This window comes from Mesorhizobium sp. BR1-1-16 (genome assembly GCF_020165495.1).
Classification (GTDB): Bacteria; Pseudomonadota; Alphaproteobacteria; order Rhizobiales; family Kaistiaceae; genus Kaistia.
The window spans coordinates 76,910-89,097 of record NZ_JAIUIE010000003.1 but is presented as its reverse complement, the minus strand read 5'-3'; the positions used below and the strand labels follow the sequence as shown (position 1 = coordinate 89,097).

Below are 12,188 nucleotides of genomic sequence, written 5' to 3'. Positions count from 1 at the left end.
CAGCGCTCCTAGTAATGCGGCGGCGGAGGTTCGGGCGCATTGGGGCGGCCCGAGCGCGCTTCCGCTTCCGACAGGCGCTCTTCCAGGCGCCGCACGAGCCGCGTCATGCGGTCGATCTCCTTCCACTGCGCCAGGATGACCTCGTTGAGCTCGTCCAGATTGCGCTCGTGATGCGCGGCGCGGATTTCGAGCGCGTCGACGCGATCAGGAACGGACGGGTCGTCGATCATCGGGATGCCTTCGTGGGTTGGCTGGCGAGCAGCCGCTGTAATTCGGAGGCCAGCGCGCGCACTTCGTCGGCGGCCTTGGATTGGGGAAAGGCTTCGAGGACCGTGCTGCCAGAGCCCATGGTGGCGCCGAAGGCGACGCGGTTGCCGAGCTGGCTCGCGGCGACGGGGGCGGCCAGCTTCTGCAATTGCGCGAGCGTCGCCTCGGCGATCGAGCGGGCAGGGGCGCGATTGACGATCAGGATCGCCGGTGGTCCGCCCTTTTCGACGAGTTCCAGCGTTGCCTCGGTCGCCCACAGATCGACCGGTGTCGGCTGAACCGGAACAGCGACCAAATCGGCCGCCTCAATCGCGTTGCGCGCTTCCATGTCGGAGCGCGGCGGCATGTCGATCAGGACGAGATCATGATCCCGCGCCAGGAGCCGCGCCTCGCGCTTGGCGCCCCAGCCGGAAGCGGTGCGCAGTAGCAGGCCGGTCTCACCCTCGCCGAGCCGCCGCTCGCGACGCTCATACCATTGGCCGAGACTGCCCTGCGGATCGATGTCGAGAATGGCAACCCGGCCGCCATCGGCGGCTCCGAGCTGTGCGACTGCGAGATGAGCGGCCAGCGTCGTCTTGCCCGAGCCGCCCTTCTGCTGCGCGATCACCAGGATCTTGCCTGTCATGGCGGTCGCCTCGTTGGCTCTTGTGCGGCGCACGCATCTTGCGCCTGTCCAGACGCAACTGTCGCAGGATGCGCCGACAAGGGCAATGCAGCCGGGCGACGGCGATCGGCCGAAGCGGCGGGCATGACGTTTTTTCAGGGCGCGCTCCCTTCAAAAAGCGTCTGACTCGTTCTACTTTCGTACCCATGGCCAAACGCTCCAAACCGTCCGGCTTCGGCGAAGCGCCGCAGGCCGCTTTCGAAGCCGACAGCTCCGCCGAGCTATCAGGCAATATCGCTGACTGGATCGACGAGATCGCGCGCGCTGCGGATGCGCAGCCGATCGCGCCGAAGCCGAAACGCGCGCCGCGGGCCCGGCCTGAGCGCATGCAACTGGTCGACCTGCCGGTCGACGAGGGCAGGAAGAAGGGCAAGGCCAAGGACAAGGACAAGGCAGCCGAGTCGGGCGCGTATAAGTCAGGTCGCGGCACTTCGATCGGCGTTGCCAGCTCGGCGCGCGAGCGCGCGGCCAGCGGCCTCAATCCCGTCGCTGGTCTGGACATGGGACTGGAAGAGGCCGAAGCCTCGTCGAGCCTTGCCTCGTCCTCGGTGACGGCGACCGTTGCAGCGCTGACGGCGCTCATCGAGCATGGCCGGCAGGAGGTGCGCGACAAGACGTGGGTGCCGCACCGGCCGGAGCGGCCGCAGAAGTCCGAGGGCGGGCAGCCATTCCGCATCGTCTCACCCTTCGAGCCGAAGGGCGATCAGCCGACGGCGATCGCCGAACTGGTCGAGGGCGTCAGCCGGCAGGAAAAGGACCAGGTGCTGCTCGGCGTCACCGGCTCGGGCAAGACCTTCACGATGGCGCAGGTGATCGAGCGGACGCAGCGGCCGGCGCTGATCCTCGCGCCGAACAAGACTCTGGCCGCCCAGCTCTATGGCGAGTTCAAGTCGTTCTTCCCGGACAACGCGGTCGAATATTTCGTCTCTTATTACGACTACTACCAGCCCGAGGCCTATGTGCCGCGGACGGACACCTATATCGAGAAGGAATCCTCCGTTAACGAGCAGATCGACCGCATGCGCCATTCGGCGACGCGCTCGCTGCTGGAGCGCGACGACGTCATCATCGTCGCGTCGGTGTCCTGCATCTACGGTATCGGCTCCGTCGAGACCTATACGGCGATGACCTTCGGCATCGAGGTGGGCGAAAAGCTCAATCAGCGTCAGCTGCTCGCCGATCTCGTCGCCCTGCAATACAAGCGCCAGGATCTCAATTTCGTCCGCGGCAGCTTCCGGGTGCGCGGCGACACGGTCGAGATCTTCCCGGCCCACCTTGAAGATCGCGCCTGGCGCTTGTCGCTGTTTGGCGACGAGGTCGAGAGCATCACCGAATTCGATCCGCTCACCGGGCAGAAGACCGCTGACCTCAAATTCGTGAAGGTCTATGCGAATTCGCACTATGTGACGCCGAAGCCGACGCTCAACCAGGCGATCGCCTCGATCAAGACCGAGCTGCGCGCGCGGCTCGTCGAGCTGGAAGCGGCCGGGCGGCTTTTGGAGGCGCAGCGGCTTGAGCAGCGCTGCCGTTTCGATATCGAGATGATCGAGGCGACGGGCTCCTGCGCTGGCATCGAAAATTATTCGCGCTATCTGACCGGTCGCCTGCCGGGGGAGCCGCCGCCGACTTTGTTCGAATATCTGCCGGACAACGCGCTCGTCTTCACCGATGAGAGCCATGTCACCATCCCGCAGATCGGCGCGATGTATCGCGGCGACTTCAGGCGCAAGGCGACGCTGGCCGAATATGGCTTCCGCCTGCCGTCCTGCATGGACAATCGGCCGCTGCGCTTCGAGGAATGGGACGCGATGCGGCCGCAGACCGTGCATGTCTCGGCGACGCCAGGTGGATGGGAGATGGACGCGACGGGCGGCGTGTTCACCGAGCAGGTCATTCGGCCGACCGGCCTGATCGATCCGGTGATCGAGATCCGCCCCGCGAAGACGCAGGTCGACGACCTGCTCGGCGAGGTGCGCGAAACGGCGAAGGCTGGCTATCGCACGCTGGTGACGACTCTGACCAAGCGCATGGCCGAGGACCTTACCGAATATCTGCACGAGAACGGCGTTCGCGTCCGTTACATGCATTCCGATGTCGAGACGCTGGAGCGGATCGAGATCATCCGCGACCTGCGCCTCGGCGCCTTCGATGTTCTCATCGGCATCAACCTGCTGCGCGAGGGGCTCGACATCCCCGAATGCGCGCGGGTTGCGATCCTCGACGCCGACAAGGAAGGTTTCCTGCGGTCCGAGACATCGCTGATCCAGACGATCGGCCGCGCGGCGCGCAACGTCGACGGCAAGGTTATCCTCTATGCCGACAGCATCACCGGCTCGATGGAGCGGGCGATGGCCGAGACCGAGCGGCGGCGCGAGAAGCAAGTCGCCTATAATCTCGAGCACGGCATCACGCCGGAATCAATCAAGCGCCAGATCGGCGACATCATGGCCTCGGTCTATGAGCAGGACCATGTCACCGTCGATGCCGGTCTCGCCGATACGGCCCTCATCGGCAACAATTTGAAGGCCCATCTCGAGGACCTCGAAAAGCGGATGCGCGAGGCGGCGATCAACCTGGAGTTCGAGACGGCGGCGCGTCTGCGCGACGAGATCAAGCGTCTGCGCGAGACCGAACTCGCCATTGCCGACGATCCGCTGGCGAGCCAGTCGGCGATCGACGACAGGACCGGCGGCTATCGCGGGGAGAAGAAATACGGGGCGGCCGGCAATCTGCCGCCTACCCGCGCCCGCAAGAACGATCTTGACGAGATGACGGTGAAGCGCACCGAAGTGCCGCTCGGCGATGCATCATCCGGTCTCAAGAGCCGCGCGCGCAAGCCGACGCTCGACGAAATGGGCGCGAGTTCGAACATGACGCAGGTCGCCGCCGATCATGGCGACCGGCCGAAGCGGCCCGATCCGATGACCTCGAACCATCGTCCCGGCGGCCGCTCGGTCGGCGGCAGGGCAGGGTCGAGCGCTGGACGGAAGGGACCGAAGCGGTAGGGTGTGCGACGCAGTGGTCCCTCGGCGAGCCCAGGTTCGCTCGCGGCTTGGCCCAAGACTGGTTTTTGAGGAGGGGATCCTTGGAGCGTTTGGCGACTTGCGCCTGCGGTGAACTGCGTGTCACCTGCAGCGGCGAGCCGGAAAAGGTCTCGCTCTGTCATTGTCCGGCCTGCCAGAAACGGACAGGCAGCGCCTTCGGCATCGCCGCCTTCTTTGGGCGCGATCACGTCCGGATCGAGGGGCCGAGCCGCTCCTTTGAGCGCCCCTCGGACAGCGGATTTCCGGTGCTGCTGCATTTCTGTCCCGACTGCGGCTCGACGGTCTTCTGGGAGCCACGCCGAAAGCCCGACATGATCGCCGTCGGAGTCGGCTCGTTCGCCGATCCGACATTTCCTGCTCCGTCCCAAGCCGTCTACGCCGAATTCAGGCATCCCTGGGTGGGCGAGATCGGTTGACGGGAGAGATCGCCGTTCGGCTATCAACAAGACGAGCCCGATCGGGTCGTTCTTGCCGGGACGGTGATCGTCGGCATTCATCGGCCCATCCACGCTTCTTCCCTATCAGCACATAGCCGCGCGCCTTGTCGGCGTTGTCCTTGTCCGGCGCGTTCATCGCGACGAGATAGGGCCGCCGGTCTTCTAGCCCATAGCCTTGCGCGCCAAAGGTTCGACCATGTTCGCCATCGACGATGATTTCGGCCGCCTCGCCGCGCTCAAGGATCGCTTCGTCATGATTTCCGGCTGCTCCGGCGGCGGTAAATCGACGCTTCTGGCAGCGCTCGCGGCGCGGGGCTTTGCCGTCCAGATGGAGCCCGGACGCCAGATCGTGCGGGAACAGCTCTTCATCGGCGGCGACGCCGTTCCCTGGCGGGACATGGACGGCTTCACGCAACTCGTGCTTTCCCGCGCCATGCATCAGCTGGCGGAGGCAGCCGCCAGCGGACGGCTGACGCTGTTCGATCGCGGGCTGGTCGACGTCTATGCCTGGTTCCGCAGCGTCGGCGCCGGGGTTCCGCCGGCGGTCGAGGCGGCGGTGACGCGGCTGCGCTATGCCGATGACGTGTTCATGGCGCCGCCCTGGCCTGAGCTTTTCGTCGCCGATGAAGAGCGGCGGCATGATTTCGCGGCCGCCGAGGCGGAATACTGGTCGCTTCGCGCGGCCTATTCCGATCTCGGCTATCGGCTGGTCGAACTGCCGCGCAGCGATATCGAGAGCCGGGTCCGCTTCGTCGCCGACCGGGTCAAAGGATGAGCGCCATCGAGCGCGTGTCGTAGTAGATCCCGTCGATGCAATCGGTGTGGCGGTGGAAACCTTCCGGCTCGAAGCCAATCCGCTGATAGAGCTGTGCCGCTGCCCTATTGTCGGCGCGCACAGTCAGCGCGATCCGCGTCATGCCGGCCAGACGCGCCGAGTCGATCGCCGCTTCGAGCAGGCGGCGGCCGATCCCGAGGCCGCGATAGGCCGGAAGCAGACCCATCCCGACCGTCCCTGAATGGGCATAGATTGGCAGATGGTCGTTGCGGATGATGTCGCACCAGCCGATGAGCGCCGCCCCGTCCAGGGCGACGAGATGGGGATTGTTCTTCGCCAGATTGTCGCCGACGAACTCCGCCGCCTGTTCCAGTGTCGGGCCCTCAGTGCGGGCCAGAAACCGCTTTTCGCGCGCGACGCAGTCGACTGCGTCGCGAAAGCCTGGGATATCGTCCGCGCGGATCGGCCGGATCTCGACCACGCTCAGCCTTTCAGGAAGGCCTGGAAGGCGTCGCCGTAGTCCTTGTGCCAGCGCGACAAAGGCGGCCGGTTCTCGACGATGTCGCCGGCGGCCCAGAGAATGCGCTTCTCGTCGGTCGGCCGCTCGACCTCGTTGTCGGGGCAGAGAATGTAGAAATCGCCGCGCTCGATCGAGGCGAGCATGAAGTCGATGGTCTGCTCCGGTGTCCAGGCGCCGTCGGGCTTGACGGCGCGCTCGCCCGTCGTCAGGCCAGTCCAGACGAAGCCCGGGATCAGCAGCTTGGCCTCGACCTTCCCGTCCGCGATATTGCGCAATTCATGCGCCAGCGCCTCGGTCAGCACCTTCACGCCGGCCTTCGATACGTTATAGGCGGTATCGCCGGGCGGTGTCGTGATGCCCTGTTTCGAGCCGGTATTGATGATGAGGCCGGGCTTGCCCGCGGCGATCATCGCAGGACCGAACACCTGCACGCCGTTGACGACGCCGAAAAGGTTGGTGCCGAGGACCCGCTGCCAGCTTGCCAGTTCGCCCAGCGCCGGGCCGCCATTGCCGATGCCGGCATTGTTCATCACTACATTCGGCGTGCCGAACCGGTCGAGCACCGCGTCGAGAAGGGCTTCCACATCGACGCGGTTGGAGACGTCAGCCTTGACCACGAGCGCTTCCGGGCCGAGCGCCGCGCGCGCCCGGTCGAGAGCGTCCTCGTTCCAGTCCGCAATCGCGACCTTGAGCCCGAGAGACTGGAACTTTCGCGCGGCGGCGAGGCCGATGCCGGAGGCGCCGCCCGTGATCACGGCAACGTTGCCGGCGGCGATGGCGGGATGGGTCATGTCTACGTCCTGCTGGTCAGTCGATTGGCGTTCATCGTCGCGGCGCCGTGGAGGCCGGTTGCCGTCGCGGCGATCGGGATGGATGCACAAAGCATGATAACCTTCTATATCCGGATTGGGGACTGGTTTCGCGACAGGGATTTCATGCCGATGCGCCGCACGCTTCTTGCTCTCATGCTTCTCGCCACCACGATGCCGGCGGCCTTCGCCTGCACCAAGGACGAGCTGCAGGCGAAGTCGATCCAACTCGCCGATCTCGTCAAGGCGATCGTCGCCAAGGATCCGTCCCAGGCCCAGCCATGGCGCGCCAAGCAGGTGACCGTCGATCAGGTCGCCGAGGTGACGACCGATCTCGACAAGATCTGCGCCGCCTATGATTCGGCGATCACCGAGGCCAAGGCCGCGCAGTAGCGGCCGTTTCCTGGCCGCGTCATGATCCGCATCACCGACGAGATCGAACTCGACGAGAGCGAAATCGAGGAAACGTTCATTCGCGCGTCGGGACCCGGTGGGCAGAACGTCAACAAGGTGTCGAGCGCGGTGCAACTGCGCTTCGATGCGCGCCGCTCGCGATCGCTGCCCGACGCCGTCGCCGTGCGCCTGATGCGGCTTGCCGGGTCCAAGCTGACCCAGGATGGCGTCATCGTCATCACCGCGCAGCGTCACCGCGACCAGACCCGCAACCGCGCCGATGCGATCGAGCGGCTGGCGGAACTGATCCGCGCCGCCGTTCCGCCACCGGTTCCCCGCCGGGCTACCAAGCCGACCAAGGCCTCGAAGGAGCGCCGGCTCGAGGGCAAGGCCAAGCGCTCGGGCGTCAAGGCGATGCGCGGCGGCATCAAGCTCGATTGATCTTCCGACCGGGTGCGGGGCTTTTCTGTACGATCTGGCTAAAATCGCGTCATCGGTGCAACATCCTCGCAAGCCGTGCATTGAAGCTCGGGCTTAACGCGAGACGAGGGACGCACCCATGGGTATCATCTGGACCATCATCATCGGCTTTGTAGCCGGTGTGATCGCGAAATTCATCATGCCGGGCGACAATGAGCCGAAGGGCTTCATTCTCACCATCATCCTCGGCATTGCCGGCGCCTTCCTCGCCACCTGGCTCGGCCAGGCGATTGGATGGTATGGCCCGAACGATCAGGCAGGACTGATCGGCGCGGTTGTCGGCGCACTGATCGTCCTGTTCATCTGGGGCGCGATCGTCAGACGCCGCGCCTGAATCAAGAGATCCCGCTTCGCTTGCGAAGCGGGATCTTTTTTAGCGCCGCCGCGGCAGTTCCGGGTGCTCGCTGAAATGCTCTTCGAGAGCCTCGGTGATCGGGCAGCGACCCGTCGCGCCGCGATAGGCGAGATAGGAGCCAGTCGCCAGAGCGAGGACCGACAAAAAGCGGTTCGGGCGTGGGCGCAGAGAGGCTGCTGCCAAAGCCAGCCCGCCCAGAACCGACAGGGTTCGGCTGGCGGTCGACATTTCCGGAACCACGACAGGTTCAACGGTTCGCGAGCGGAAGATCATTGGTGGTCTCCTCTTGAGAATCGAACTTTCAACGCGGCATCGACGGTTGCGTTCCCGCGACCCTTTCGCCGCAAGGGAGGGTCTCATGATCAAAGTGGGCATCGGCGGCTGGGTGTTCGAGCCCTGGCGCGGCGTATTCTATCCCGAGGGATTGCCGCAGAAGCGCGAATTGGAGCATGCCAGCCGGCATGTCACATCGATCGAGATCAATGGCACCTATTATGGTTCGCAGAAGCCGGAGAGCTTCCGCAAATGGGCGGCCGAGACGCCGGACGACTTCATCTTTGCGCTGAAGGGGTCGCGTTATACAACCAACCGGCGTGTTCTCGCCGAGGCGGGCGAGTCCATCCAAAGGTTGATCGACAGCGGCATCACCGAACTTGGCGACAAGCTCGGCCCGATCAACTGGCAGTTCATGGAGACCAAGAAGTTCGATCCCGAAGACTTCGAGGCCTTTCTCGCGCTGCTGCCGAAGACCGAAGGCAGCCGTAAGCTGCGCCATGCGGTCGAAGTGCGGCACGACAGCTTCAAGTCGCCTGATTTCGTAGCTCTGGCTCGGCGCTACGGCGTCGCCATCGTGCTGGCGGACTCCGACCATTTTCCCATGATCGCCGATCCGACGGCGGACTTCGTCTATGCTCGCCTGCAGGCCGCTTCCGAGGATGAGGCGGTGGGCTATTCCGACGCAGCCCTCGACCAGTGGCACGCGCGTGCCAGTACCTTCGCTGAAGGTGGTTTTCCCGATGATCTGCCGCGGCTTGCGGGCGAGGCAGACAATAAGGGCAAGCGCGACGTTTTCATCTATATGATCAATGGCTTCAAGCCAAAGGCGCCAGCTGCCGCGATGGCGCTCATCGAGCGGCTTGGCGGCTGACGCGGCTCTCTACTCGGATGCGTTTTAGCAGGGAGCCTTGAGCCAGACGCGGCCTGGCCCACGGCTCTGTGTGCGTTTTGGTGCACAATCCGCGCCCCATTCTCGCCTTTTTTAGCCCGTTGATGAACGACATCAAACAAGGGCTTCCTTCGATCAGGTGTGGATGCGCGCCAGCGAGCGCGATAACGGAGAGTAACCGGGTGAGTTCCAAGACCTATTTGCCGGCCATCACGGCTGGCTTGATGGCTATTGCGGCGACGACGTCCCTCAACATCCAGCCGGCCCAGGCCGGCGCGCAGTGCGGCCGGGCCTCCTGGTACAAGCTCTCCGGCCGGACGGCGAGCGGCGAGCGCAACAACCCTGCCGCCCTGACCGCGGCGCACCGTTCTCTCCCCTTTGGCACCCGCGTCCGGGTTGAAAATCTCCGCAACGGCAAGTTCGTCGTCGTGCGCATCAATGATCGCGGCCCCTTTGTCGGCGGCCGGGTCATCGACGTTTCCCGCGCCGCCGCGCAGCAGCTCGGCATGGTTTCGAGCGGTACGGCCAAGGTGCGTGTGGTCGCGGACGGCGTCGCCATGAAGGGCGCCTGCGGCTAGCGCTCGTCGAGCGCCACCGCCTTGATCAGGGCGGTTACGCCAAGTCCCGGCGCAAGGCCAAGATCGCGTGCCGCGCCGCGCGTGACCCGCGCCAGCATCGGCTGGCCCCCGACATCCAGCGTCACCGCCACATCAAGAATCTGCTCGCTGAGGGCGACGACCCGCGCCGCGAGGCGGTTTCGGATCGAGATCCGCCCGGGCTCGCCGACGGCCAACGCGATGTCGCGCGCCCGGATATGGACGCGGACGCGCGTGCCGATGGGGCGGCCGAGCCGGGGCACCTGCAGCATGCCGGCCGGGTGATCGAGCAGCGTGACGCCGTCGAGCCCGTCATCCGCGCGGACGACGGCGGTCAGGATCGCGCCGGTCTCGCTGTCGGCGGCAACCTCCGCGAAGACCGTGCCGACCGGACCGATCGCCGCGACACGGCCGGCCTCGATGATCACCACCTGGTCAGCCAGCCGCGCCACCTCGTCGACCGCATGGCTGACATAGAGGATCGGCAGCTTCATTTCATCGCGCAGCCGTTCGAGGAACGGCAGAATCTCGGCCCGGCGCGCACGGTCGAGCGCCGCGAGCGGCTCGTCCATCAGAAGAAGCCGCGGACTTGCAAGCAAGGCCCGGCCGATCGCGACGCGCTGTTTCTCGCCGCCGGAAAGATCACGCGGCTGCCGATCCAGCAGCGCGCCGATGCCGAGTAACTCGACGATGGCGCCGAAATCGCCCCAGCGTCCCGCGCGGGGCCCGAACCAGCGCCCATAGGAAAGGTTGGATCGCACCGAGAGATGCGGGAACAGGCGCGCGTCCTGAAAGACGTAGCCGACCCGGCGCCGCGACGGCGGCAGCGTGATGCCGGCGGCGGTGTCGACGAGCACCGTGCCATCCAGCGTGATGCGGCCACGATCGGGCCGCGCCAGGCCTGCGACCAGATTGACGATCGTCGTCTTGCCGGAGCCGGAGGGGCCGAAAAGGGCGGTCACGCCGCTCTCCGAGGCAAAGCGGGCCTCAAGCGCGAAACCGCCAAGACGCTTCTCGGCCTCGAAGGTCAGCGTCATGGCCGGCCTTCGCGTGTCGCGCGCCTGGCGATCGCCTCTGACAAGACGAGCGCGCCCAGCGAGATCAGGACGGAAACGACTGTCAGGCTCAGCGCCGCGCCATCGCCGCCCGGCGTCTGGATCAGGCTGTAGATCGCCGAGGGAATGGTCTGTGTCTCGCCGGGAATGTTGGAGACGAAGGTAATCGTCGCGCCGAATTCGCCGAGCGCCCTGGCGAAGGACAGTACGAGGCCAGCGAGGATGCCGGGGAGGGCGAGCGGCAGCGTCACGGTCAGGAATACGGCGATGCGCCCGGCGCCGAGCGTGGACGCCGCCTGTTCCAGCCGCTGATCGATGGCCTCGATGGAAAGGGCGATGGCGCGCACCATCAGGGGAAAGCCCATCACGGCGCAGGCGAGCGCCGCGCCGGTCCAGCGGAAAGCGAGCACGATACCGAAATGCTGGTCGAGAAAGGCGCCGATCGGTCCCCTGCGACCGAAGGCGAGCAGCAGCAGAAAGCCGGTCACGACAGGCGGCATTACCAGCGGCAGGTGGATGATCGCCGAGAACAGCGTCCGGCCGGGAAAGCGGCCGCGCGCCAGAAGCATGGCGCAGGCGATGCCGAAGGGGAGGCTCGCCGCGACGGCAACGCTCGCGACGCGCAGGCTGAGCGCGATCGCCTGCCATTCGTCGGCGGTGAAAAGACTATCCATCACGCTCCGCCGGCCATCTCGCGGCCTTTCACGATCGATCCGCTTGCCGCCGACGATATCGCACCAGTCATGCAAGCGCCGAGCTTAGTTTATTTCCGCTCAACCCTGGCCGCCGATGATCGTGAAGCCTGCCTTTTCGAAAGCGGGCTGTGCCTCCGGCGAGACGAGCCACTCAAGGAAGGCCTTGGCGTCCGGATTGGTCGAAGCCTTGATGAGGGCGATCGGATAGACGATGGGCGGATGGCTGTCCTCGGGAAAGGTGCCGACGACCTTGACGCCCGACTCGGCCTTCGCGTCGGTGCCGTAGACAATACCGAACGGTGCCTCGCCGCGCGCTACGAAAGCGAGCGCGCCGCGAACATTGTCGGCCTCCGCGACATGGGGGGCGACCGCATTCCAGACGCCGAGCTTCGTCAGCGCTGCCTTGCCATATTTGCCGGCCGGTACCGAGGCGACCGCGGCCATGGCGAGCTTGCCATCGGCGCCGAGCGCGGCGGCAAGCGGGAAATCCGGGCCGATGGAGATCGTCGCTGCTGAATCCGCCGGCGCCACCAGAACCAGCGTGTTGCCGAGCAGGGTCTTGCGCGTCGCCGGGTCGATCAGGCCCTTCTCGGCCAGTTCGTTCATCCAGTCGAGATCTGCCGAAAAGAAGATGTCTGCCGGTGCGCCGGCCTCGATCTGCCTCGCGAGCGCGGAGGAACCGGCATAGCTGGCGACGACCGCCTGGCCTGTCGTCGCCGTGTAAGCCTTGGCCGCGGCATCGAGCGCTTCCTTGAGGCTCGCCGCAGCGAAGACCTTGATGTCGGCGGCGCTGGCGGGCAGGGCGGTCAACGGCGCGGTGAGGAAGGCGAGGCCGGCCAGAGCGAAGGCAAGGCGGCGGGTCAGGCGGATCATGGTGTGTCTCCGGGATCGGGATCGACATTTCTGCACGGGAATATCGATGCTGCAACCGGC

Annotated in this window: 16 protein-coding genes; 8 read left to right on the top strand and 8 right to left on the bottom strand. The window is 65.7% G+C overall.

Annotated features, from left to right (window positions below; all coding sequences use genetic code 11):
• Positions 1 to 8: 8 nt before the first annotated feature.
• Both LB518_RS08900 and parA read right to left on the bottom strand, forming a co-directional pair.
• Positions 9 to 230: a SlyX family protein gene (locus LB518_RS08900; RefSeq protein ID WP_224576165.1), complete on the bottom strand. Its 222-nt coding sequence runs from the start codon at positions 228 to 230 to the stop codon at positions 9 to 11.
• Entirely contained in the window at positions 227 to 892 is a 666-nt protein-coding gene (parA, locus tag LB518_RS08895; protein WP_224576163.1) for a ParA family partition ATPase, read from the bottom strand. Before parA ends, LB518_RS08900 begins: the two co-directional genes overlap by 4 nt.
• Before the next feature lie 185 nt (positions 893 to 1,077).
• On the opposite strand from parA, the gene uvrB reads away from it, so the two are divergent.
• The 3 genes from uvrB to LB518_RS08880 all read left to right on the top strand — a co-directional run bounded on the left by uvrB (position 1,078) and on the right by LB518_RS08880 (position 5,187).
• Positions 1,078 to 3,936, top strand: a complete 2,859-nt coding sequence (uvrB, locus tag LB518_RS08890) for an excinuclease ABC subunit UvrB (RefSeq protein ID WP_224576161.1) — start codon at positions 1,078 to 1,080, stop codon at positions 3,934 to 3,936.
• A gap of 80 nt (positions 3,937 to 4,016) precedes the next feature.
• Positions 4,017 to 4,391 (top strand): GFA family protein, encoded by a 375-nt coding sequence (locus LB518_RS08885; protein WP_224576158.1) that lies wholly within the window; start codon positions 4,017 to 4,019, stop codon positions 4,389 to 4,391.
• A gap of 217 nt (positions 4,392 to 4,608) precedes the next feature.
• Positions 4,609 to 5,187, top strand: coding sequence for an AAA family ATPase (locus tag LB518_RS08880; RefSeq protein ID WP_224576156.1), 579 nt, complete (start codon positions 4,609 to 4,611; stop codon positions 5,185 to 5,187).
• On the opposite strand, the gene LB518_RS08875 is transcribed toward LB518_RS08880, so the two are convergent.
• Positions 5,177 to 5,668 (bottom strand): GNAT family N-acetyltransferase, encoded by a 492-nt coding sequence (locus LB518_RS08875; protein ID WP_224576153.1) that lies wholly within the window; start codon positions 5,666 to 5,668, stop codon positions 5,177 to 5,179. The two genes, LB518_RS08880 and LB518_RS08875, sit on opposite strands and share 11 nt — an antisense overlap.
• Positions 5,669 to 5,670: 2 nt before the next feature.
• Complete coding sequence (locus tag LB518_RS08870; protein ID WP_224576150.1) at positions 5,671 to 6,498, bottom strand: SDR family NAD(P)-dependent oxidoreductase; 828 nt, start codon at positions 6,496 to 6,498, stop codon at positions 5,671 to 5,673.
• A gap of 93 nt (positions 6,499 to 6,591) precedes the next feature.
• Here LB518_RS08870 and LB518_RS08865 point away from each other — a divergent pair, with 93 nt between their 5' ends.
• The 3 genes from LB518_RS08865 (at position 6,592) to LB518_RS08855 (ending at position 7,723) form a co-directional block, all read left to right on the top strand.
• Positions 6,592 to 6,909, top strand: a complete 318-nt coding sequence (locus LB518_RS08865; RefSeq protein ID WP_224576147.1) for a hypothetical protein — start codon at positions 6,592 to 6,594, stop codon at positions 6,907 to 6,909.
• Positions 6,910 to 6,930: 21 nt separating this feature from the next.
• On the top strand, positions 6,931 to 7,350 hold the full coding sequence (gene arfB, locus LB518_RS08860) for an alternative ribosome rescue aminoacyl-tRNA hydrolase ArfB (protein WP_224576144.1): 420 nt from the start codon (positions 6,931 to 6,933) through the stop codon (positions 7,348 to 7,350).
• 118 nt (positions 7,351 to 7,468) lie between these two features.
• Positions 7,469 to 7,723: a GlsB/YeaQ/YmgE family stress response membrane protein gene (locus tag LB518_RS08855; protein WP_224576141.1), complete on the top strand. Its 255-nt coding sequence runs from the start codon at positions 7,469 to 7,471 to the stop codon at positions 7,721 to 7,723.
• Positions 7,724 to 7,762: 39 nt separating this feature from the next.
• Here LB518_RS08855 and LB518_RS08850 read toward each other — a convergent pair whose 3' ends face one another.
• Positions 7,763 to 8,017, bottom strand: a complete 255-nt coding sequence (locus LB518_RS08850) for a YgaP-like transmembrane domain (RefSeq protein ID WP_224576138.1) — start codon at positions 8,015 to 8,017, stop codon at positions 7,763 to 7,765.
• Positions 8,018 to 8,102: 85 nt separating this feature from the next.
• On the opposite strand from LB518_RS08850, the gene LB518_RS08845 reads away from it, so the two are divergent.
• Both LB518_RS08845 and LB518_RS08840 read left to right on the top strand, forming a co-directional pair.
• Positions 8,103 to 8,891 carry a DUF72 domain-containing protein gene (locus LB518_RS08845; protein ID WP_224576136.1) on the top strand — a complete coding sequence of 263 codons (789 nt, stop codon included), beginning with the start codon at positions 8,103 to 8,105 and terminating at the stop codon, positions 8,889 to 8,891.
• Positions 8,892 to 9,133: 242 nt separating this feature from the next.
• Positions 9,134 to 9,487: a septal ring lytic transglycosylase RlpA family protein gene (locus LB518_RS08840; RefSeq protein ID WP_224577095.1), complete on the top strand. Its 354-nt coding sequence runs from the start codon at positions 9,134 to 9,136 to the stop codon at positions 9,485 to 9,487.
• On the opposite strand, the gene modC is transcribed toward LB518_RS08840, so the two are convergent.
• The 3 genes from modC to modA all read right to left on the bottom strand — a co-directional run bounded on the left by modC (position 9,484) and on the right by modA (position 12,125).
• On the bottom strand, positions 9,484 to 10,542 hold the full coding sequence (gene modC / locus LB518_RS08835; RefSeq protein ID WP_224576133.1) for a molybdenum ABC transporter ATP-binding protein: 1,059 nt from the start codon (positions 10,540 to 10,542) through the stop codon (positions 9,484 to 9,486). The two genes, LB518_RS08840 and modC, sit on opposite strands and share 4 nt — an antisense overlap.
• Complete coding sequence (gene modB / locus LB518_RS08830) at positions 10,539 to 11,234, bottom strand: molybdate ABC transporter permease subunit (RefSeq protein WP_224576131.1); 696 nt, start codon at positions 11,232 to 11,234, stop codon at positions 10,539 to 10,541. Before modB ends, modC begins: the two co-directional genes overlap by 4 nt.
• Before the next feature lie 99 nt (positions 11,235 to 11,333).
• A complete protein-coding gene (gene modA / locus LB518_RS08825; RefSeq protein WP_502845816.1) occupies positions 11,334 to 12,125 on the bottom strand; it encodes a molybdate ABC transporter substrate-binding protein in 792 nt (263 codons plus the stop codon).
• Positions 12,126 to 12,188: the final 63 nt, after the last annotated feature.

What these genes read in the sequence shown, in the direction of transcription:
- LB518_RS08900 (WP_224576165.1), bottom strand. Translation starts at nt 230, where the DNA reads ATGATCGACGACCCGTCCGTTCCTGATCGCGTCGACGCGCTCGAAATC.
- parA (WP_224576163.1), bottom strand. Translation starts at nt 892, where the DNA reads ATGACAGGCAAGATCCTGGTGATCGCGCAGCAGAAGGGCGGCTCGGGC.
- uvrB (WP_224576161.1), top strand. Translation starts at nt 1,078, where the DNA reads ATGGCCAAACGCTCCAAACCGTCCGGCTTCGGCGAAGCGCCGCAGGCC.
- LB518_RS08880 (WP_224576156.1), top strand. Translation starts at nt 4,609, where the DNA reads ATGTTCGCCATCGACGATGATTTCGGCCGCCTCGCCGCGCTCAAGGAT.
- LB518_RS08870 (WP_224576150.1), bottom strand. Translation starts at nt 6,498, where the DNA reads ATGACCCATCCCGCCATCGCCGCCGGCAACGTTGCCGTGATCACGGGC.
- LB518_RS08865 (WP_224576147.1), top strand. Translation starts at nt 6,592, where the DNA reads ATGATAACCTTCTATATCCGGATTGGGGACTGGTTTCGCGACAGGGAT.
- arfB (WP_224576144.1), top strand. Translation starts at nt 6,931, where the DNA reads ATGATCCGCATCACCGACGAGATCGAACTCGACGAGAGCGAAATCGAG.
- LB518_RS08855 (WP_224576141.1), top strand. Translation starts at nt 7,469, where the DNA reads ATGGGTATCATCTGGACCATCATCATCGGCTTTGTAGCCGGTGTGATC.
- LB518_RS08850 (WP_224576138.1), bottom strand. Translation starts at nt 8,017, where the DNA reads ATGATCTTCCGCTCGCGAACCGTTGAACCTGTCGTGGTTCCGGAAATG.
- LB518_RS08845 (WP_224576136.1), top strand. Translation starts at nt 8,103, where the DNA reads ATGATCAAAGTGGGCATCGGCGGCTGGGTGTTCGAGCCCTGGCGCGGC.
- LB518_RS08840 (WP_224577095.1), top strand. Translation starts at nt 9,134, where the DNA reads ATGGCTATTGCGGCGACGACGTCCCTCAACATCCAGCCGGCCCAGGCC.
- modC (WP_224576133.1), bottom strand. Translation starts at nt 10,542, where the DNA reads ATGACGCTGACCTTCGAGGCCGAGAAGCGTCTTGGCGGTTTCGCGCTT.
- modB (WP_224576131.1), bottom strand. Translation starts at nt 11,234, where the DNA reads ATGGATAGTCTTTTCACCGCCGACGAATGGCAGGCGATCGCGCTCAGC.